The organism is Mesorhizobium sp. M1A.F.Ca.IN.022.06.1.1, assembly GCF_003952605.1.
Lineage (GTDB): Bacteria > Pseudomonadota > Alphaproteobacteria > Rhizobiales > Rhizobiaceae > Mesorhizobium.
The window spans coordinates 718,374-739,413 of record NZ_CP034455.1 but is presented as its reverse complement, the minus strand read 5'-3'; the positions used below and the strand labels follow the sequence as shown (position 1 = coordinate 739,413).

The 21,040-nt window shown below is 63.5% G+C and carries 17 protein-coding genes and 2 pseudogenes; 3 read left to right on the top strand and 16 right to left on the bottom strand.

Annotated features, from left to right (window positions below):
• Positions 1–5 precede the first annotated feature (5 nt).
• The 4 genes from EJ078_RS03725 to EJ078_RS03710 form a co-directional block, all read right to left on the bottom strand.
• Positions 6–1,337 carry an FAD-binding oxidoreductase gene (locus EJ078_RS03725; RefSeq protein WP_127403188.1) on the bottom strand — a complete coding sequence of 444 codons (1,332 nt, stop codon included), beginning with the start codon at positions 1,335–1,337 and terminating at the stop codon, positions 6–8.
• Entirely contained in the window at positions 1,334–2,851 is a 1,518-nt protein-coding gene (locus EJ078_RS03720) for an aldehyde dehydrogenase (protein ID WP_127216558.1), read from the bottom strand. The genes EJ078_RS03725 and EJ078_RS03720 overlap by 4 nt, the downstream gene beginning before the upstream one ends.
• On the bottom strand, positions 2,836–3,756 hold the full coding sequence (locus EJ078_RS03715; protein WP_095801463.1) for a dihydrodipicolinate synthase family protein: 921 nt from the start codon (positions 3,754–3,756) through the stop codon (positions 2,836–2,838). Before EJ078_RS03715 ends, EJ078_RS03720 begins: the two co-directional genes overlap by 16 nt.
• A 341-nt stretch (positions 3,757–4,097) precedes the next feature.
• A complete protein-coding gene (locus EJ078_RS03710; protein ID WP_127403187.1) occupies positions 4,098–4,784 on the bottom strand; it encodes a GntR family transcriptional regulator in 687 nt (228 codons plus the stop codon).
• 199 nt (positions 4,785–4,983) lie between these two features.
• Here EJ078_RS03710 and EJ078_RS03705 point away from each other — a divergent pair, with 199 nt between their 5' ends.
• Positions 4,984–5,964 carry a GlxA family transcriptional regulator gene (locus EJ078_RS03705; RefSeq protein ID WP_066993111.1) on the top strand — a complete coding sequence of 327 codons (981 nt, stop codon included), beginning with the start codon at positions 4,984–4,986 and terminating at the stop codon, positions 5,962–5,964.
• A 36-nt stretch (positions 5,965–6,000) separates the two neighbouring features.
• Here the strand turns inward: EJ078_RS03705 and EJ078_RS03700 are convergent, their stop codons facing one another.
• The 7 genes from EJ078_RS03700 to EJ078_RS03670 form a co-directional block, all read right to left on the bottom strand.
• Positions 6,001–7,161: an ABC transporter ATP-binding protein gene (locus EJ078_RS03700; protein WP_127216560.1), complete on the bottom strand. Its 1,161-nt coding sequence runs from the start codon at positions 7,159–7,161 to the stop codon at positions 6,001–6,003.
• Entirely contained in the window at positions 7,154–8,296 is a 1,143-nt protein-coding gene (locus tag EJ078_RS03695) for an extracellular solute-binding protein (RefSeq protein WP_066993114.1), read from the bottom strand. The genes EJ078_RS03700 and EJ078_RS03695 overlap by 8 nt, the downstream gene beginning before the upstream one ends.
• On the bottom strand, positions 8,293–9,135 hold the full coding sequence (locus tag EJ078_RS03690; protein ID WP_082953755.1) for an ABC transporter permease: 843 nt from the start codon (positions 9,133–9,135) through the stop codon (positions 8,293–8,295). The genes EJ078_RS03695 and EJ078_RS03690 overlap by 4 nt, the downstream gene beginning before the upstream one ends.
• Before the next feature lie 13 nt (positions 9,136–9,148).
• Positions 9,149–10,027 carry an ABC transporter permease gene (locus EJ078_RS03685; protein WP_082953754.1) on the bottom strand — a complete coding sequence of 293 codons (879 nt, stop codon included), beginning with the start codon at positions 10,025–10,027 and terminating at the stop codon, positions 9,149–9,151.
• Positions 10,028–10,293: 266 nt separating this feature from the next.
• Positions 10,294–10,725: a hypothetical protein gene (locus tag EJ078_RS03680; protein ID WP_066993122.1), complete on the bottom strand. Its 432-nt coding sequence runs from the start codon at positions 10,723–10,725 to the stop codon at positions 10,294–10,296.
• Positions 10,726–10,939: 214 nt separating this feature from the next.
• Positions 10,940–11,662 carry a haloacid dehalogenase type II gene (locus EJ078_RS03675; protein ID WP_127216959.1) on the bottom strand — a complete coding sequence of 241 codons (723 nt, stop codon included), beginning with the start codon at positions 11,660–11,662 and terminating at the stop codon, positions 10,940–10,942.
• 30 nt (positions 11,663–11,692) lie between these two features.
• A complete protein-coding gene (locus EJ078_RS03670) occupies positions 11,693–12,628 on the bottom strand; it encodes a DMT family transporter (RefSeq protein WP_127216958.1) in 936 nt (311 codons plus the stop codon).
• Positions 12,629–12,840: 212 nt separating this feature from the next.
• On the opposite strand from EJ078_RS03670, the gene EJ078_RS03665 reads away from it, so the two are divergent.
• Both EJ078_RS03665 and EJ078_RS03660 read left to right on the top strand, forming a co-directional pair.
• Complete coding sequence (locus EJ078_RS03665) at positions 12,841–13,731, top strand: LysR family transcriptional regulator (RefSeq protein WP_095801457.1); 891 nt, start codon at positions 12,841–12,843, stop codon at positions 13,729–13,731.
• A gap of 95 nt (positions 13,732–13,826) precedes the next feature.
• Positions 13,827–14,356 (top strand): annotated as a pseudogene (locus EJ078_RS03660) (dihydrofolate reductase family protein).
• A gap of 45 nt (positions 14,357–14,401) precedes the next feature.
• On the opposite strand, the gene EJ078_RS03655 reads toward EJ078_RS03660, so the two are convergent.
• The 5 genes and pseudogenes from EJ078_RS03655 to EJ078_RS03635 form a co-directional block, all read right to left on the bottom strand.
• On the bottom strand, positions 14,402–15,721 hold the full coding sequence (locus EJ078_RS03655; RefSeq protein WP_127216956.1) for an HlyD family type I secretion periplasmic adaptor subunit: 1,320 nt from the start codon (positions 15,719–15,721) through the stop codon (positions 14,402–14,404).
• 3 nt (positions 15,722–15,724) lie between these two features.
• Positions 15,725–17,482, bottom strand: coding sequence for a type I secretion system permease/ATPase (locus EJ078_RS03650; RefSeq protein WP_127403186.1), 1,758 nt, complete (start codon positions 17,480–17,482; stop codon positions 15,725–15,727).
• A gap of 51 nt (positions 17,483–17,533) precedes the next feature.
• Positions 17,534–19,036 carry a family 16 glycosylhydrolase gene (locus tag EJ078_RS03645; RefSeq protein WP_095824587.1) on the bottom strand — a complete coding sequence of 501 codons (1,503 nt, stop codon included), beginning with the start codon at positions 19,034–19,036 and terminating at the stop codon, positions 17,534–17,536.
• A 355-nt stretch (positions 19,037–19,391) separates the two neighbouring features.
• The gene (locus EJ078_RS03640; protein WP_095824586.1) at positions 19,392–20,183 is read right to left on the bottom strand and encodes a pyrroline-5-carboxylate reductase dimerization domain-containing protein; all 792 of its coding nucleotides are present in this window, start codon (positions 20,181–20,183) and stop codon (positions 19,392–19,394) included.
• Between the two features lie 107 nt (positions 20,184–20,290).
• Positions 20,291–20,994 (bottom strand): annotated as a pseudogene (locus EJ078_RS03635) (SDR family oxidoreductase).
• Positions 20,995–21,040: the final 46 nt, after the last annotated feature.

The window sequence follows — 21,040 nt, the reverse complement described above, 5'->3', positions numbered from 1 at the left end:
AGAGCTCATCCCTCGCGGCCAGCACGCAATTCCTGCAAACGGATCACCGTGTTGATGCCCATCCACGCGAACGGTTCGGGAGGAAGCCGCGCGGGTTGGGGTTGATCCGTATATTTGTCGAGCATGTTCGACCGGGTGCCGGTCGCGAGATCCGCGGCCATGATGCCCGCGAGCGTGCTTTTCACGGTCCCAAGGCCGTTCTCGCAGCACGCCGAATAAAGGCCGTCTTCGATCTCGCCGAAGGCGGGCACGTGGTTGCGGCTGAGGCAAAGCCGTCCGGCCCAGACATATTCGAACGGCACATCCTTGAGGTCCGGAAACCTGGCATCGAGTGACGTCCGCTGCTCGGCGGCGATGCCGGCCAAGCGCTTCTCGCTGACCCGCACGGGCCAGTCATAGGTGAACCGGGTCCGGATCACGATCCGCGAGAGCCCGTCGTTGGTTATCTTCCGGACCGTGGCGCCCATCGGATCGGCCGGCAGCAATGCCCACCGGTCCTTGTCCGTCGACTTCGCGGTGAATGGGGCGGTCATCGATGCATAGGTGAAGATGTGCATCAGGCGGCCGCGGAAGTAACCGAAATCGTCGATATGGCCGTTGACGCCGAGGATGACTTTCGGCGCGGTGACGCTTCCGGTGCGCGACACCGCCTTCCAGGCTCTTCCGGCCCGGGTGAGCTTGAGCACCGGCGAGTGCTCGAAGATGTCGACCTTCGGTGCGAGCCCCGCCGCGAGCCCCCGGATATAGTCGGCAGGCTGGATCATCACGGCGCCGGGCGTGTAGAGGCCGCCGAGATAGTAGGACGACCCGGTGATTTCCCGCATGTCGCTCGCGTCGAGGAAGCGATGCTCTTCGCCGATCGTGTTGAGCGAGCGGCCGTAATTGGCATTGAGTGTCATGCCGCGTTCGGTCGCCGCGGCATTGATCTTGCCCGAGGGATCGAAGGTGCGCGCGGACATTGCGTATTCCGCGGCCGCCTCGGCGGCGAAAGCGATCGCGAAGCGATTCTCGGCGATCTCCGCCTTTGTTTCGGCCTCACCGGCGACGGAATATTCGCCCGACGACAAATTGTGCGGGGTGTCGATCATATAGCCGGAATTCCGGCCGGCGGGACCTTTGGCGACCTCTCCGGCTTCCAGCAGGACGATCCTGTCGCCCGGCCGAAGCTTTGCGAGCCGCCGGGCGGCGGAGAGGCCGGCGAAGCCGCCGCCGATGATCAGCCAGTCGGCCTTGATGTCGCCGTCGAGCGTGCGGACGGGGAAGCAGCGTCTGCTGATCGCCTCCCAGCCAGAGATTCCGGATTCAGCCGGAAGCCGCTTGACGACGAGATCGCTCACCGGACGGTCTCATCGACCGAACGGTCGGAGACGTCGATCCAGACCGTCTTCAGTTCGCAGTAATTGTCATGCGCGAAGACCGACTTGTCGCGCCCGCCGAAGCCGGATTCCTTGTAGCCGCCGAACGGTGTCGTCGCGTCGCCTTCGCCGAAGCAGTTGACGGTGACGACGCCGGCGCGGATCTCGCGGGAGAGCTTGATCGCCTTGCGCAGGCTCCCCGTGTAGACGGACGCGGTCAGGCCGTAATTCGTGTCGTTGGCGAGCGCGATCGCCTCGCCCAGCGAGTTGAACGTCGTCACCGACAGGATCGGCCCGAAAATTTCCTCCTGGAAGAGGCGGCTCGCAGGCGTGACACCGTCGACGACGGTCGGCTCGATATAGGCGCTCTTATGCGTGGCGCCGCCATGGGCGACCGAGAGCTTTTCGGTCTTAACGTCGCCGAGGAAGGATTTCACCTTCTCGAAATGGGTCTTGCTGACCAGCGCGCCGATGCGGTTTTCAGGGTCGAGCGGATCGCCGGTCTTCCATTCGCGCATGTAGGCGCCGATACGCTGCAGCAGCTCGTCCTTGATCTTGGCGTCGACGATGAGCCGCGAGGTGGCCGAGCAGTTCTCGCCCATGTTCCAGAACGCGCCGTTGACCACCTGTTCGGCGACGAGATCGAGGTCTTCGGCGTCGTCGAGAACCACGGCCGGGTTCTTGCCGCCGCATTCCAGCACGACGCGCTTGAGGTTGGAGTCGGCCGCGTAGCGCAGGAAACGGCGGCCGGTCGGCGTCGATCCGGTGAAGGCCACCATGTCGACGCCCATATGCATTCCGATCGGTTCGCCGACCTCCTTGCCGCCCCCCGGCACGACATTGAAGACGCCGGCCGGAATGCCGGCCTCATGGGCGAGCTCCGCGACACGCAGCGTGGTCAGCGTCGTCTCCTGGGCAGGCTTGACGATGACCGAGCACCCGGCCGCAAGCGCCGGGCCGATCTTCCAGGCCAGCATCAGCAGCGGAAAGTTCCACGGCAGGACGCAGCCGACGACGCCGACCGGTTCGCGCACGACCATGGTCAGCGCCTTCGAACCAACGGGCGCGATGTTGTCGTAGAGCTTGTCGATCAGCTCGGCATGCCAGCGGATGGTATGGATCGTGTCCGGCACATCGACGGTCTGGCATTCGCGGATCGGCTTGCCGCTGTCGAGGCTCTCCATGACCGCGAGTTCGTGGCGGTTGCGCTCCAAAAGCTTCGCGAACTTCAAAAGCACGGTCTTGCGCTCGCCAGGCGCGAGATGCTGCCAGCGGCCGTCGTCGAAGGCCTCCCTGGCCTTGGCCACGGCGAAGTCGACATCTCTGGCGTTGCAAGCCGCGATGTCGGCAAGCACCTCGCCGGTCGCCGGATTGGTCGTCCTGAACGTCTTGCCGGAATTCGCCGGACGGAAGGCTCCGTCGATGAAGGCATTGGTCGGGAATTGAATCTCGGCGGCGAGCGCCTTGTATTCGGCGGCGGTCAAAGGCTCATGCATTGGTTTGCTCCCGACGTGATCTGGGCGACCGTCCGCTTCAGCGTGGCGACGACAGTCTGGAGGGATCGCTTTTCTTCCGAATTGAGAGGCCGCAACGGCGCCCGCACGCCGCCTGCCTTCAGGCCGATCAGCTCGCATCCATGCTTGATCGACTGGACGAACTTGCCGCATTCGAGAAAGTCCATCAGCGGCAGCATCGCGCTCATGATGGCGCGGCCCTTGTCGAAGTTCTTTTCGAGCACGCAGGCCTCGTAGAGCGCGACGTGCTCGCGCGGCAGGAAGTTCGAGCCGGCGCAGACCCAGCTCCTGGCGCCCCAGGCGAAGAATTCCAGCGCCTGGTCGTCCCAGCCGCAGGAAAGCGAGATGTGCGGGAACTTGCGGGCAAGCCGGTGCAAATTGCCCATTTCGCCGGAGCTTTCCTTGATGGCGACGACGTTGCGGGATTTGCCGACGCGGGAGAAATACTCCTCGCCCATCATGACGCCCATGCGGGCCGGATAGTTGTAGAGCATGATCGGAAGGTTGGCCGCGCGGTCGACGGTGAGCGCATGAACCGCGTTCTCGCGCTCCGTCGGCAAGGCATATGGCGGCGACGAGACGAGGATCGCGTCGGCGCCGATCTCCTTCGCCGCCTTGGCGTATTCGACCGAATCTTCGGTCCTGGTAGCGCCTGTGCCGATGACCAGCGGAAGGCGGGTGCCGATCACCTGCTTGGCGTAAGCACCGAGCTCGAAGCGCTCCTGGGCGCTTTGGGCATAATATTCACCGGTCGATCCACCAACGATGATGCCGTGCACCTTGGCTTCGATGAGCGACTCGAGAACGTCGGCGAAGGCCGCGTTATCGATCTGACCGTCCGGACCGATCGGCGTCACCGCCGGCGTGTAGATGCCCTCAAACTTCAAGACATTTCTCCATCGATGGAGTGGCCGTTTCGACCAATGCGTCATTCGGCAAAACGGAGGCCATCCGCGAATTCCCAAGCGGGGATTCGCAGCGCTCGAAACCGGTTGATCGCGTTTGATAACGCGAAAGATTGCACGTCAGCATCCGAGAGTCAACAGATTGTATAATTTACGTACACATAAAAAATATGGCACGAGTACAATTCTGGGGAGCGCGCCCGTCGCGCATTTGCGGATATGGAGCAGGTATTCGGTGGCGTCGCCGCAGTTTCGCTGCCGGCACCGGGCCCGGCAGCAGGCGTTCTTCCTATCCCGGCCGCAGTCGCTTTCCTAAGCGGCCGTCAGTTATCGCCGACCAGCGCGTCCGCCTTCATTCCCTGCGGCGCGATGAACATTTCCATGTTCTCGCGCGACAGTTCCCAGTGCTCGAACACCAGGTCGACGACGGCATCCTCGTCATGCGCGCCGATGGCCGAGATGAAGCCGTCATGATGTTCGACCGCCGTCTGCAGCCGCTTGCGCATGTCGTCATTGCGTGGGCGGAAGAAGGTATGGCCGATGCGGGCGTGGTCGATCAGCAACCTGCCGAGGCTGGGCTGAAGATAGGTGTTCGCAGACATCTCACCGATGATCTCGTGAAACCTGTTGTTCTCGACCACCATGGAAAGCGCGTCGCCTGACTTGCTGGCGGCGCGGAAACGCTCCTGCGTGTCCTTCAGGTCTACCATCTGCGAAGGCTTGAAATTCTGCACGGCCAACCGGCCGATGGCGGCGTAGACCATGGGGGCGACCAGGAAGAATTGCCGAAGGGTCGAATGGTTCATCGGAACGACCCTGGCGCCCCGGTTCGCGCGGATCTCGATGTAACCTTCGCCCTCCAGCCGGCGGAAGATTTCCCTGACAGGGGTCCGCGACAGGCCATAGCGCTCACTCAGCGCCACCTCGTCCAGATCCTCGTCAGGATCGAGTTCCATTGTCAGGATGCGACGTTTCAGATCGTCATAGAGACTGCCCTTGCTTCCCTTCATGGCGCACCTTCGGAATCATCTCTGCCAATCGACATACCTGGCACGGTTGGAAGAGTCGCATGCACTTGCAAGTGAGTCAACGGATTGTATTTTCTTGGTACACAATATAAGACCGGATGGATCGGTGGCACAATGACAGCCCGGACGGCGATCTTGTCTGAATGAGCTTCGGATAACGCAAGGGACAGGTCCGCAAAGCATGGCCAAGAAGTTTGCGTTTCTCCTGGTGCGCGATTTCACTTTGTCGCCGCTGTCGCTTTTCATCGACACGCTGCGGCTCGCCGGCGATGAGGGCGATCGCAGCCGCAGGGTGGAGTTCGACTGGCAGATCGTCGGCGAGCGCGGCCTGCCGATCCGGGCGAGCTGTGGCGTCGAATTGCTGCCGACCAAGGCGATCGGCAATCCGGAGGACTTCGACAACGTCGTCGTGGTCGGAGGCCTGCTCGACACCAACCGCAATCTCAGCGCTGAAAAGGAGGCGTTCCTTCTGCGGGCCGCCGACAAGGGCGTGCCGATAACCGCGCTGTGCACGGGAAGCTTCGTGCTGGCCCGCTATGGCCTGCTGGACGGCTACAGTGCCGCCGTCAGCTGGTTCCACATCAAGGATTTTCGCGCCGAATTCCCCGATGTGAATGCGCATGCCGACAGCCTCTATTCCGTCGACCGCGGCCGCGCGACATGCGCCGGCGGCACCGGCGCGGCAGACCTTGCCGGTTATTTCGTGTCGCAATTCATCGGTCAGAAGGCGGCGGAAAAGGCCGCCAAGATCCTCGTGCTCGATCGCATCCGCAACATCCGGGACGTGCAGCCCGTCGGCGATCTGTTTCCCGAAGCGTCGAGCCGTGCGGTGAAACGGGCCTTGCTGCTGATGGAAAGCAGCCTGCAGGAAAAGATATCAGTCACCGAGATCGCAAGCCGGTTGAATTGCTCCCGGCGCCAGCTCGAGCGTCTTTTCGCGACCGAGCTGGGCACAAGTCCGATGGCCGCGTACCTGGCGCTCCGGGTTCACTACGCCAAGTCGCTGCTGGAAGGCAGCGACCTGCAGATAGGCGACATCGCCTACAGGTGCGGCTTCGAAAATGCCGGGCACTTCAGCCGGGTATTCCGCCAGCACACCGGCATCACGCCGACCAACCTCAGGCATCCAGGCCGCTTGGCTGCTCAAGCGGCGAAGCAGTGAATTCCTTAAGGCCGATGCGAACAGGGGCTTGGTAGGCTACGAAATCCGCTGCCCGTTCTCGTCCAGCAAAACACAGCCGCTCGGATCGAACCCGACCTCGATGATCTCGCCCTCCCGGACGATGCGGCCGTTGATCGGCGCGTTGGCGCGGATGCTCGTCTTGCCGCCGAAGTCGATCTCGTAAATGGCGCTGCCGCCGAGATAGGAGGTCGAGACGACCCGGCCGGAGAGCCGGTTGCCACCTGCTGCAGGACCGACCGAGAGTTTCTGCGACCGCACCACCACGGTGACCTTGCTGCCCGGCGCCAGCGGCCGCGGCGACGTTACATGGACGGTCTGGCCGGCGGCAAGCGTCACCGCTATCTGCCCGTCGGATCTGCTGACAGTGCCGGCAAGCATGTTGGCCTTGCCGAGGAAATCGGCGACGAAGGCGGTGGCGGGCCGCTCATAGACCTCCTCCGGCGTGCCGATCTGCTCGACCGAGCCGGCGTTCATCACCACGATGCGGTCCGACATGGAGAGCGCTTCTTCCTGGTCGTGGGTGACGAAGATGGCGGTGATGCCGGTTGCCTTCTGGATCTTCTTGATCTCGACGCGCATCTCCTCGCGCATGTTGGCGTCGAGCGCCGACAGCGGCTCGTCGAGCAGCAGCACCTGCGGTTCGAAGACGATGGCCCGCGCCAGCGCGATGCGCTGCTGCTGCCCGCCCGACAATTGTGAGGGCAGCTTCTTCTCGCTGCCCGGCAGCCGCACCATGTCGAGCGCCCGGCCGACCCTGCGCGCGATCTCGGGCTTCGGCACGTTGCGATACTTCAGGCCGAAGGCGACATTGTCGAACACGCTCTTGTGCGGGAACAGCGCGTAGCTCTGGAACACCAGGCCGATGTTGCGCTTGTAGATCGGCACGTCGTCGACCCGCCGCCCATCGATCATGATCTGGCCGCCCGAAATGTCGACCAGCCCGGCGATGGAGCGCAGGATCGTCGTCTTGCCGCAGCCCGACGGCCCAAGCAGGGTGACGAAACTGCCCTTGCGGATCGACAGCGAGAAGTCGCGCACCGCGACGAACTTGCCATAGGCGATGTCGATGTCGCGGAACTCGACCGCTGGCTGCTCCGCACTCATGTTGGGAGCTGTGCCGGGTGCCCCGGCCGAGACCGGCCGGGGGCTGAGTGACGCTTCGCTTCTGTCAGGCACCTTTCGCGATCCTGTCCCACTGCTTGGTCCAGGCGTCCTCGTTGGTCGCCCAGTAGACCGGATCGGCGAAGGTCAGCGCCTTCATCGAGCCGGTCTTGTCGAAAGCCGGCAGCTTCTCGATCTTCTCGGTTAGCTTCACCTTGGTCGGGTCGAGCGACGGCGGGTAGCTCTGGCCCTCGGCCACCGCGATCGAGGTCGCCGGATCGAGCATGAAGTTGATCAGCTCTTCGCATTCGGTCATCGGCGAGCCTTTCAGGATCAGCATGTCCTCCATCCAGGCATAGGAGCCCGCCGGATCGAGATAGCCGATCGGATGGCCCTGATCCTGCAGGGCGGCGACGCGGCCCGACCAGGCGTCGGTCACCACGATCTCGCCCTTGGACAACAGGTCCATCAGTTCCGCGCCGGAGCTCCAGAATTTCTTGGCGAGGTCGCGCGTCTCGCGCACCTTGGCCCAGATCGTATCCATGTCCTTGATGTTGTTGGGATCCTGTCCGGTGGCCAAAGCCGCGTACCAGACGCGGGTGGTCATGTCGGCATAGCCGCCGACCTTGCCGGCGTATTTCTTGTCGAGCAGCAGGCCGGCACCCTTTTCCTTCGCCTCCTCGGGCGAGATCACCTTGGTGTTGTAGGCGATGCCGGTGGTGCCGTAGTCGTAGGGCACCGCCGAGAGCTTTGGCGTCAGCTTGCGGAACGGCTCGATCATCGGCTGCAGCACATTCGCCATGTTTGGAATGTTGGCCTCGTTGATCTCCGAGTTCATGCCGGCATTGACGTATTTGATGTAGTAGTTGACGCCGGACGAATGCACGATCTGGAAGTCGCCTGGCTTCGCCGTCTTGATCTTGGTGATGATCTCGTTCTCGTCGCCGAACGTGCCCTGGACCACCTTGATCTTGGTCTTGGCTGTGTAGGGCTGGAAGGCGTATTTGTCGATCGCCTCCTGCACGGTTCCGCCCCAGCCGTCGAAGCGCACCTGCTCGACCGCGGCGAGCGCGCGGCTCATCCACGGCATGGAGAGGCCGGCCGAGGCCGCGGCGGCGGCGGTCAGGCTCAGAAAGGTGCGGCGGCTCAAATCGCCGTTCACGTAGCGGTCATGCAGCCGTTCCAGCCGCTTGGTGGTGGATAGTTTCATTTTGCTTCCTCCTTTGGTTCGCCTCGTCTTCTCAATTTTGTCAGGCTTTGCATGAGAATGCCGCCAATCAGCGGGATGCCGACGGTCACCAGGATCATGACCGTGCCCAGCGCATTGATCTCCGGGCTGATCGAAATCTTCAGCATCGAAAGGATTTGGGTAGGCATGGTCTCGACGCCGGCCGGCCGCCAGAACAGGCTGGCCGAGGTGTTGTCGAACGAGATGGTGAAGGCGAGCAGCGCGCCGGCAACGACCGCCGGGATGAGCAGCGGCAGCGTGATCTCGCGGAAGGACGAGAAGCGCGAGGCGCCGAGCGAAAGCGCGGCCTCCTCATAGACGCGCCGGATGCCCACCATGCGCGCCTGGGTGATCAGCACCACATAGGGCACGGCGAGCAGAATATGGCCGAGCACCAGGAGGAGCAACGTTCGCGGCTGGTCGACCGCCTTGATCAGCACCAGGAGGCCGACGCCCAGAATGGTTTCGGGCACCAGCGCCGGCAGGATCACCAGCGTGCTCAGCGTCTGCTTGCCGGGGAACTCGAAACGCACCAGCGCGAACGAGGTGACGACGCCGATCGCCGTGGTGGCGGCCGCGGTGACCAGGGCGATCCACAGCGACGTTCGGAACGCGGCCAGCACCGCCTCATTGGCCATCAGCTTGCCGTACCATTGCAGCGAAAAGCCGGTCATCGGGAAGCCGCCGAACATCGAGGCGTTGAACGACAGGATGACGGTCGCCGCAATCGGCGCGAACATGAAGATGTAGACGCAGAGCGTGACGAAGCCAGTCAGCCGCCAGGCCCATCTGCCTTCCTCTTTCCGGCGTGCAGGCTTCATCCGCCCAATCCCCTCATCCTCCAAGGCCTTTGACGATCTGCGACATGCCCATGTAGCGGGTGTAGATGGCGGCGAAGAAACCGAGCACGACGAACAGCACGATCGAAAGCGTGGCGCCCATCGGCCAGTTCAGCTCGCTCATGATGGTGTCGTAGATCAGATTGCCGAACAGCGCGTCGCGGCCCGAGCCCAGAAGCTGCGGCGTCACATAGCTGCCGGCGGCAAGCACGAAGCAGAGCAGCAGGCCGGCCGCGAGGCCGGGCAGCGAAAGCGGCAGCGTCACCTCGCGAAACGCTTGCGCGCTGGTGCAGCCCATCGAGCGGGCTGCCGCAATCAGCGTGCGGTCGATGCTTTCCAGGCTGACATAGACGTTGAGGATCATGTAGGGCAGCAGGAAATGCAGCAGCCCCATGATCACCGCGCCCTCGGTGTAGAGCATCGGCAGCGGCTCGCTGACAATGCCCAACTTTATGAGCGCCACGTTGATGACGCCCTGTTCGCCGAGAATGTTGATCCAGGAAAAGGTGCGGATGGTGAAGCTGATCCAGAACGGCACGATCAGCAGGAGAAGCAGCAGCCACTTGTGCCTGAAGCTCGTCGCCCAGATGAAATAGGCTGGAAAATAGCCGAGCACGCCGCAGAGCAGCGCGGTGACGGCGCCGACCCGCAGCGTCTTCAACAGAAAGCCGTGATAGTAGCTGTCGGTGAGGAATTCGTGCCAGTTCGCGGTTGTCAGCGCGCTGGTTTCCACGCCGGCGGTGACGAAGGTGAAGAAGGTGTAGACCGACATCACGGCGATCGGCAGCACCAGGAAGAAGATCAAGAGCAGCAGCACCGGCGCGATCAGCATCCAGGCCAGCCGTGGATCATACAAGGTCCATCGATTTTTCATGCGCACCCGAAGGTCCGCGCTTTCTTTGAAGCGCTTCTGTTCCCGCGGGTCAGATTGGGTGATTGGGAGCGCGATGTCTACAGGCGGCGATTGAGCCAGAGAGCCTCCGACTGTTGGCGATGGCGTCGTGCCGTGCCCCCACGCAAACAGTCCAGGCAAGCAAGGGAAAGGGCCCGACGTCGGGCCCTTCCCATTCTACCGGGCATTCGGTGCGGCTGGATCAGGTAGCGCCAATCGGCGGAGGGAATGACCGCTTTGACCGCCCCTTATTTCAGCCCGATGGTCATGCCGCTGAGATCGGCATTGATCTGCAGGCCTACCTGCCGGCCTGTGAGCTGGAGCTCGGCGCCCTTGTCGTTGGTCATGACGATCACCTGAGCGCCTCTGCCGAGCGCGCCGCCGCCGCCCGCCGCGCCGTACACTCCCGCCACGTCGCGGGCGCGGCGAATGTGGCGCACTGTGCCTTTGAAATAGGTCTTGGAAGCCCCGAAGGCGAGGCCGCCCGAGATGCCCCCGATCGAGATGGGATAGTTGCGACCACGGAAGGTCAGCGTCCCTTCGCCGCCGGCGCCGCCGATGAAGAAGGCCGCCTTATAGATGGAGAAGCGGATCGTGCCGCTGTCGGCGTGAGCAGCGCTGGCAAAGCTCACGCCGACAGCGGCGATGACCGCAATCGCGGCTGAACGAATTCTGGACATGGTGAGACTCCTCGAAAGCGCCGATTGCCCAACCGGCAGGGCACGTCAGCGTTGTATCAAACGATAGCTGAACAGTCTCGCAGGTCTTTTGGTTCCAAGGCTGGCGGATTGAATCCGGTTGCGAGAGGACGCCACGAAAGCAGGCGGCATAACGTCGTGTAGCTATCTCGGGGTCTCATCGGCTCGGTCAGCGCCTCCTCCGCGCGCTGCGGACTCAGGCGCCCAATTCTTGCCTGTGCGCGTTGACGAGGTCGGCCATGCTGTCGAAGCGGAAATCCACATTTGGCATGTCGCCGGGGTGCATCGTGGCGCCGAAGCCCTGGTCGGCATGACGGCGATAGATCCAGCACGATGCCAGGCCGACGCGATTGGCGGGAGCGTGATCATGGAACATGCTTTCGGCAGTGTGCAGGACTTGGCTTTTCTCCACCCCGATCGTCGCCAGCTTTTCGAGCATATAGTCGAAGTTGCGGGCGGAAGGTTTGTAGGAGCCGATGTCCTCTGCCGTGTATATCGCGTCGAAGTCGACGCCGAGCTTCTTGTTGCTGAACGAAAAGCTCTTGTTGTCGACGTTGGAAAGGATGATCAGCTTGTAGTGCTGCTTGAGATACCGCAAGGCTTCCGCCGAGTCGGCAAAGGCCGGCCAATCCTTCACGCTTTCGCCATAGGCCGTGCATTCCTCTGCGGTGGCGACGACGCCCCATTCCTCGGCAAGCCGCTTGTAGACGATCGGCAGAAGGTCGCGGTAGCGTCTTGCCGGAGTCCATTTCTGCTGGCTGGATTCGTGCCGGGCATGCGCCTCGAGGATGTCGTCGCGGCTCAAACGGCGGCCGGCGCGCTCTGTCAGCGGCTTCAGGCCCTCGATCATGCCGGATTCCCAGTCGATGAGCGTGCCGTAGCAGTCGAAGGTCAGGGCCTTGAAATCGGTCAGCTTCATGGAATTGCACTCCTTGTTGGTGTCGCGTGATTATCCGGCAGGCTGCTCGCATGAGCTCAGACGCGCTTTGTCCTTCGATGCAGCGCTCCTCGATGAGGTCAGCCAGACACCGAACAGGGTCACCGCCAGGCCGAGGAACATCGCTCTCGATAGCGGTTCGCCGAAGATCAGCCACGCCCAGAGCATCGTCACCGGCGGGCTGAGATAGACCACGCTGCTGACCTGTGCGGCGGTGTAGTGACGCAGGCTCATATAGTAGACGCCGTAGCAGAAGAAGGTCGAGAACAGCACCAGCCACGCCATGCCGAACTGGAAACGCCCATCGAGCGGCGGTGTCAGGCCGCCGTTCCATTCGGCGCAGGCGGCAAAGAGGATCGCCGCCGTCAGGCATTGAATGCACAAGCTCTGATGGATGGGCATATCGATCGTCCTGATCCGCTTCTGCACCACGGTCGCCAGGGCGAACACCAGCATGGAAGCGACCGTGAGGACATAGGCCCAGACCGGTGCTTTGCCGAGACTGAGGCTGTCCAGGGAGACGATAAGGACGCCGCTCGCGCCCAGGGCTGTTCCGATCCATTGTCTTGCGCTCAGCCGGAGGCCGAGAATGGGCTGCGACAGCGCCGCGATGGCGAGAGGGACAAGATCGGAGATCAGCGCGACAAGGCCGGTCGGAACGCGCTGGCCGATGGCAAGAGCGAATCCGCCTAGATAGAGGAACATCGTCGCCACGCCGAACGCCATCTGCTGCGCCAAGGCGCGCCCGCTGATGCGCTGCCCGATCAGCAGAGCAAATGGCAGAAGGATAAGTCCGGACAAAAAAGTCCGCCAGAACAGGACCAGCATGACGTCGGCGTTCTCGCTGGCGTAGCGGATGCCGACGAAGCCGGAGCTCCAGCTTAGGACCAGGGCTGCCGCCACGGTCGGCCATACCAGAGGATGAGGCTTGTTCTGCAGAAGCGTCATGGGCTGTCTTTATTCGAGCGGTGCGCCATGCTCCTGAAGCGGATCACCAGCGCTGTCTGGCGCAGACTTATGGCTGCACACTCGCTGCCTTGCACATGACAAATTTCGATAGGCTCATGAAACAGCCACGAACAATGACATAAGGATTTGCCCAAAAGCCTGCTCTGTGTCAGAGCTTTGGCCGCGTTGCTTCATTGCGAGCGAGGATTGTCATGGCTGGAATTATGAGCCGCCGCCTGGATGTCGATGCCCTGCGGGCGCTGGTCGCGATCGAGAAACATGGCGGTGTCACCCGTGCGGCCGAGGTTCTGGGTTTGTCGCAATCGGCCGTCAGCCACAAGATGAGGCGGCTGGAAGCGAGCCTCGACTGCGAAATTCTCAGCCGGAAGCCAAACGCGCCGCTGTTCACCACGGCCGGGCACGATCTCCTGGGTTATGCGCGGCGCATCCTGGGTATTCATGACGAGGCGGTACTGAGCCTCTCGAAAAGCACGCTGCAAGGCAAGATCGCGCTGGGAATGACCGAGGATACGACCTGCACGGATCTCTCACGCATTCTTGGCCGGTTCCGTAGGCTTCATCCCGAGGTGAGCGTCCGTACGCAAGTGCGCATGAGCCTCGTCTTGCGGGAGCAGCTCAGCCAGGGGGCCCTTGACGCCGCGATCGTCCAGCTGTTCCAGCACGAGGTTCGCCCTGCCGACATCGTCCTCTACCGCGAGACGCTGCACTGGGTGAAGTCGCCGGATCTGGTCCTGTCGAAGGAAAAGCCGATCCCGTTCCTGTCCTTCGACGAGAACTGCTTCTATCGGCGCTGGGGCCTCGATCTTGGGCAGGACGAGGGAACGGTGTTCGAGACCGTGTTCGAATGCTCCAGCGCAGCCGGGATCGTCGCCGGCGTGACCTCCGGGCTCGGCGTCGCGCTCTTGAGCCAGCGGCACCTGCAACCCGGCATGGAGATCGTCGACAAACACTTCCCCAAGCCGCCGGACCTGGCCTATGTGATCAGGCGCGCACGCAACTCCCGAAATCCCGCGCTGGAGACTTTGGTCAGGGAGATCGAAGCCGAAGTCAAACGCTACGGGGCGCTTCAGATCGCCGTTTGAACAGTCGTGCTGGCCAGGAGCGTGACAAGGCCGTCACAGAGCACGCAGCGGCGCGATTCACTGGTATCCTGAAAGAATGCTGGGATGGAATTAGCATGGCGAAGCTCGTCTTCGGAATGAATCAGTCACTGGACGGCTATGTCGACCACGAGGCATTTGCGCCCGATCCCGCGCTGTTTCGTCACTGGATAGAGCAAGTGCGCGGCCTGACGGGCAGCGTGTACGGCCGTCGCATGTACGAGGTCATGCGCTACTGGGACGAGGACCGTTCCGAGTGGACCCCTGAGCTCCGCGAATTCGCGACGGCGTGGCGGAGCCAGCCGAAGTGGGTCGTGTCGAGCACGCTGCAGTCCGTTGGCCCCAACGCCACGCTTGTCGAAGGCGGCCTGGCGGAGATGATACGTGACCTGAAGGCTCGGCTCGCTGGGGAGATCGCCGTTTCCGGACCGGACCTGGCGCGAAACCTGACCGACCTCGGGCTTATCGATGAGTATCGTCTCTACATCCATCCCGTCGTGCTTGGTCACGGAAAGCCATTCTTCGCCGGCCCCGGCCGCCGCTCCGCCTCGTGGCCAGTGATTTGATCGGGGAGGAAGCGATCAGGTTGACTTATGTTCCTGCGTAGGCACGCAACTCCCGACGGCGCCGTCGCGTCGGGCGGAGCGCCCGCTCACCTCTCCGCAAACGCGCGGGCGAACGAATCCACCATCGGCCGCGCCAGATACTCAAAGAAGGTACGGTCGCCGGTGTTGATGAAGGCTTCGACCGGCGTTCCCGGATAGAGTTGCTCCGGCTTGACGCCGGGCGGGAGCGCGTCGGCGATCTTCAGCTTGGCGCGGAAATAGGGTTCGTGGGTAGCCTGGTCGATCAGCCGGTCGGCCGAGATCTGCGTCACGGTCGCCGATACCTCTGGCGTCAGCCGCGTGTTGAGCGCTGACAGCCTGAGCTTCGCCGGCTGGCCGACGCGCACCTGATCGACGTCTTTCGGCCGCAGCTTGGCATCGACGTTGAGGCCCGATGCGGTGGGCAGGAGCTCCATGATCTTTTCGCCGGGCGCGATCACGCTGCCTTTCGAATTATAGGTGGAGGACACCACGATGCCCGCCGCCGGCGCCTTGATCGTCGTGCGCTGAAGCACCGCTTCGGCTGCCCTGATCTGCTCCTCGATGTCGGCGAGGTTGGTGCGCACCTCGTCGAGTTTGGTCAGCGCTTCCTCCACGCGCTGCGTGGTCAGTCGCTCGACCTGCACCTGCGCCTCGACGATCTGGCTGTTGGCCCCGGCAAGATTGGCCTCCAGCGCGCCGGCCTGGCCGACGAGATCGGCTTCCGAGCGCAGCAGCTGCGAATATTCGGTACGGTTGGTGAGGCCCTTGTCGAGCAGGCCTGTCTTGATGCCGAGCTCCTTCTTCACGACATCGGCCTGCTGCTGGATGGCGAGCTTCTGGGCGTTCAAGCCCACGACCGACTCGCGATGCATGGCGACCCGCTGCGCCATGATCGATTGCTCCGACCGGAACCGGGCGAGCCTGGCGTCGAACTCCTTCTGCTGCTCGCGGATGAGGTTTTGGAAATCCTGCTGGAACGGCGCCGGCGCTGCCTCGGTGATCGGCGCGAGCCTGTCCAGCCCGTCGCGCTCCGCCTCCAGCCGCGCCATGCTCGCCTTGAGCGCGATCGACTGCCTGGTCAGACGGTTGAGCTCGGCTTGCGCTGCCGTCCGGTCGAGCAGGATGAGGTCCTGGCCCTGCTGCACGCGGTCGCCCTCGCGGACCAGCAGCTGCTGGATGATGCCGCCCTCGGGCTGCTGGATGAGGATGTTGCCGCCCGTCGCCGAGATCGTGCCCTGCGTGATTACCGCGCCGGACAGCGGCGCGCTTACCGCCCAATAGCCGAAGCCGCCCGCAAAGAGCGCGATTGCCGCATATCCTATGAAGGCCACGCGCCGGAAGTCGGTGCGCGGCTGTCCATCCCAGGCAAGGCTCTCGATCGTCATCGTCTAGGATCCGAAGCGGATGCCGTGCGTGCGGATCATCGGCGCGAATGATCCGGTCACCACCGTGCCCTGCTGGGCGGCCGGGGCGTTGCCGGCGCCTCTATCGACAGTGGACCGCCGCAGCACCTCGGCGCTCGGGCCGAAGGCCTCGATCACACCACCGCGCAGAACCATCACGCGGTCGCAGGCCGTTGCGATGGACGGCCGATGTGTGATCACGAGGATCGTGACGCCGGCCGCCCGCGCGGCGACCAGCACCACTTCGAGCGCCGCCTCGCCGCTGCCGTCGAGATGGGAACTGGGCTCGTCGAGCACGAGAATGCGCGGGTTGCCGTAGAAGGCGCGCGCCAGCCCGATCCGCTGCCGCTCGCCGCCCGAGAGCGTCCTGTCGGAAGGGCCGATCATCGTCTGGTAGCCGTCGCGCTGCGCCAGGATCAACTCATGCGCCTGGGCGCGCCTGGCGGCCTCGACGATCGCGGCGTCCTCGGCCTGCGCGTCGAAGCGGGCGACATTGTCGCCGATCGTGCCGGGAAAGAGCTCCACCTCCTGCGCCAGGTAGCCGATCTGTCGCCCCAGCTGTTTTTCGTCCCACGTCCTGAGGTCGGCGCCGTCGATCCTCACTGCGCCCCCGGTCGGCTGCGCGGCACCGACAAGCAGCCGCGCCAGCGTCGATTTGCCGGCGCCGCTCGGCCCCACGATCGCCACCGCTTCGCCGGCGCCGATCTGGAAATTCAGCCGCTTGAGGATAGGTTCGGTGCCGGGCTGTGCGTTCGGCGCCATGAAGAAAACGTCCTGCACCGAAATCGCGCCTAACGGATCGGGGAGCGCCAGTTTCCGCTTCTCGGCCGGGTGCGCAGCAAGCGCCGTCTCCAGCCGCTTCCAGGCCCGCTTTGCCTCGACGATTTGCCGCCAGGCGCCGATCAGCTGGTCGAGCGGCTGCAGCGCGCGCGACGACACCAGCGAGGAGGCGAAGATCATGCCCGCCGTCATCTGCCCCTCGAGCACCAGCCAGGCGCCGGCGCCGAGGATGGCCAGCTGCAGCATCATGCGCAGCGCCCGCGAGGCGCCGCTGAAGATCGCATTGGCGCTCGAGGAACGGTCGTAAAGCGTGAGCGCTGCCCCGACATGCCGCCCCCAGACCCGAGCGGCGTTCTCGACCATGCCCATGGCGCGCAGCGTTTCGGCATTGCGGGCAAAGACCTGTTCCGCATGGCTCGCCAACGCCGAGCGTTCCGCGGACATGGCATCGTTCCGGCCAATGGCGAGCTGGTTCGCGACGACAAGGACGAGCAGAAGCACCGCGCCGGCGACTGTCACCCAGAACAGCACCGGATGGATCAGATAGAGCAAAGCGAGGAAGACGGGCGCAAAGGGCAGGTCGAACAGCACCGCCACGCCGCGCGACCGGACGAAGGCGCAGACCGAGGCGAGATCACGCAGCGGCGACAGGCCGCCGGCATATTTGGGCGCCAGCGAGAGGGCGAATGTCCTTGCCCCGAGCTTCCTGTCGACGGCGGCCGCGACGCGCTGCGTGTAGACGGCGCGGATCGCGTCCAGCAGACCGAGGAAAGCGAGCGCAAGAACCGCAATCGCCGACAGATAGACCAGCGTCTCGACGCTGGAGGAGGGCAGCACGCGGTCATAGACCTGAAGCAGATAAAGCGGGATCACCAGAAGCAGGATGTTGATCAGCAGCGAGAAGAGCCCGACATCGCCGACGGCGCGCAGGAACACCGCCCGCAGGCTCGACGGTGCAGTCATATCGGCCGCCGCTAAATCATCCCGGGACATCGAACCGATCGCCTGAAAATCTTAAGCGTGGCCCCCAAACTCGGAACCGTGATGCAGCGTGCTGCTGCCGAAGCTGTGCGTGGCAGTGCTGTGCGTTGCGGTGGTGGTGCTGCTGGTGGCGATCAGGGGGTTAGCCTCCACAGCGTCCAGCGTATAGGCGCGGATGTAGTCGATCTTCATCTCAGCCGGTGTGGCAAGATGATCCGGCGGCGCGCCGGCCTGGCCGCCGATCGCAAGATTGACCAGCATGTACATGGGCTTATCCATGTCCGAGGGCGTCGCCGCTTCCGCGACCTGCACGCCGTCATAGGTCCAGACAAGCTTGTCCGGCGTCCACAGCAGGCCATAGGTGTGGAAACCGGCAGTATCCATCGCATTCACCGTAGACCCGACCATGGTGTGCGTACCCGTCTCCATCGTATGCGCGGTCATCAGAAGCGAGTTCGGGGTCTGGCCGTATCTTTCGATAACGTCCAGCTCAGGCGGCCACGAGCCGTCTTCCGGCAGCAGCCAGAAGGCCGGCCAGGCGCCGGCGTTTTCCGGCAGGTCGGCGCGCATTTCGAAATAGCCGTATGTCTGCGAGAAGCTGTCGTGCGTGGTCAGGATGCCGGACGTGTATTCGTAATTGTTGATCAGCGGCTTGATGTCCGCCGGCGCTTGCGCCGCGGTGATGGTGAGCACGCCGTTGTTCACGCTGAACGGGTGGACCGAGCTCGTCGGCGCGTAATTGGCGTCGATATACCATTGCAGCTCGTTGTTGGTGGCGAGCGTGCTGCCGTTCGGCGCGCCCCACCAGAAGTTGGTATCCCACGTGCCGCCTTGGCTGTTGTGGAGGTTCAGCGCGTTGAAGTCGTCGCTGAAAGACAGCGTCATGTCGGACTTGTCGATCGGCAGCTGGAATTGGCTGGGCTGCAGCTTGTCGATGGTCGTGTCCTTGAACATGAGGATCTCGCCGGATCCGAGGTTCAAGATGACGTTCGGTCCCGCCTGGATCATGTTCGAGTGGATGGCGTCGAAGGAAGTGAACCCATAGCCATCGAGACGGACGCTGTCAGTCGCGGCAAAATTGGCGATCAGGTCGCTTCCGTTGCCTTTCGCGATGATGAAAGTGTCGTAACCGCCGCCGCCATCGATCAGCACATCATTGCCCTTGCCGCCGTCCAGCGTCTGGTGGCCGGCCTTGGCGGTGATGATGTTGTCCAGGTCGTTTCCAAAAGCGTAGTTCTTGGCGTTGGTGACGATCAGGTTCTCGACATTGTCGGGAAGCGTGTAGCTCATCCATGTGCTGATGGTGTCGATGCCTGCCCCATAGCCCTCGGCCACCTTGTTGCCCGCGGCATAGAGATAATAGATGTCATCGCCGTAGCTCCCGTGCATGGTGACATTGACGCCGGAAGCTCCATAGAAGGTGTCGTTTCCGGAGGTGCCCCACAAGTCCGGTCCGGACCCCGCCGCCGAGTACCAATGGTTGGACGAGCCGCTATAGGGGAGAGGAACGCCTACGGCATTGACGAAGCTGCTCATCGGACAACCCTCCTCGCAATACACGGCTTGCTTGAATCGGCATGCGAACTCAACCGATCGCTAGCGGGTCAACTTGTAATTCCGGGTATCGTTCCAAGGAATTGTGTAATAGTACAGAGAAAATTTGCCGTTCGGCGATCAATTATTCGCAAGAAAAGAGAGTGAGAACGCCCTAATACAATTTGCACGCGAGGGCTCACTCAGTTTTACACAATATTACTAATTTCTTTTATCAAAAATTAAGCATCGCGGCGCGAGGAGTTCGCGTAGGCGGCACGACTCACCTGAGCGGCGGGGCCCGATCCGGCGGATGCTCGCCTGATGCATTCCGCGCTCAAAGGGCGGCGTCGTCGGCTCACGCCTTGCCCATCGCGATCGACTTGAGGAACGCGGCCGCCAGTCCCTTGGCAACGGCCTGGTCGAAGCCCGCTTCGCGCATCGTCTCGATCGCGGCCGCTGTCGTGCCGCGATAGCCGAGAAAGGCCTCGACCGTATCGGCCGGTGAAGCGTCGTTGAGCTCCAGCAGCCGGCCGGTTCCGGTGAGCACGGTGTTGACCGCGCGGCGCGCGACCTCCGGCTTGAGGCCGAAGGCCACGGCGTCGCGCATCATCGCTTCGGCGAGCAGGGCAGGGAAGGCGGGCCCCGAGCCCGTCAGCCCGGTGAGATAGTCGATGTCGCGCTCGCTGCCGACCTCATCCTCAACGCCGCAGGCTCCGAAGATCGCGCGCACGGTCGCGCGGTCCAATTCGGTGGCGTCGCCGCTCGCGATCCACGGCGTGTACGATTTGCCGACCTCGGCAGCCGCGTTGGGCAGCGTGCGCACCACGCGGCCGGTGCCGTGCTTCTCGCCGATCTCGGCCATCCGGATGCCGGCCATAACCGAAATCACCAGCTTGCCCTTGGCATCCAGCTCGAGCGACGGCCAGTCCTGCGGCCGCACGGAAAGCATGATGACGTCCGAGCGGTCGGCGAGCGCCTGGTTGTCGTCGCTCCAGAAGACGCCTGGAAAGCGATCCGGCTTGGTGCTCCGATAGGAGAGGGCGAGGTTCTCCGCCCGCACCACGCCGGCCGAAAGCGCGGCACCCGCGATCGCGCCGCCCAGCCAGCCGGCGCCGCCGACAATGCCCAGCCTGAGTGAAGCGCTCATTCGTGTCTCCCTTGCAGTCTTAACGGTGCGGGAGGCGACGGCCATTGTCCAGCGGTCAGCCGCAGCCGCGTACCGGCGAGCGACAGCTGTGCCTGCCGAAACGAGCCTCAGTACCCCCGCATCAATCCACCATCGACGCGGATGTTCTCGCCGGTGATATAGGCCGCGCCGTCGGAAGCGAGGAAGGAGATCGTTGCCGCCACTTCCTCGGATGTGCCGTAGCGCTTCATCGGCACGCTCTGGCGGCGTTCCTCTACGCCGGGCAGGCTGTCGATCCAGCCCGGCAGCACGTTGTTGATGCGAATATTATCGGCCGCATAGGTGTCGGCAAAGATCTTGGTGAAGGCGGCGAGCCCGGCGCGCGCCACCGCCGAGGTCGGGAAGGCGACGCTCGGCTCGAACGCCCAGGCGGTCGAGATGTTGATGATGACGCCCGCCTTCTGCTTCTGCATCACCGGCGTCACCAGGCGGGTCGGGCGCACGACGTTGAGGAAATAGGTGTCGATGCCCTTGTGCCAGTCCTCGTCGCTGATCTCGATGATCTGCGCGCGCGGCCCGTGGCCGGCGCTGTTGACCAGCACGTCGATGCGGCCCCAGCGCTCCAGCGCGCCGTCGGTCAGCCGCTTCAGATCCTCGTTCGACTGGTTGGAGCCGGTGACGCCGAAACCGCCGAGTTCGTTGCCCAGCGCCTCGCCCTTACCGGAGGAGGAGAGCACGCCGACCTTGAAGCCGTCGGCGGCCAGCCGCTTCGCCGCCGCCGCGCCCATGCCGCTGCCCCCGCCGTCACCAGAACTACTTTTTCTCCTGCCATGTCGCTGTCCATCCTTGTTGAAAGCGCCTCTGTTAGCACGCGGCGG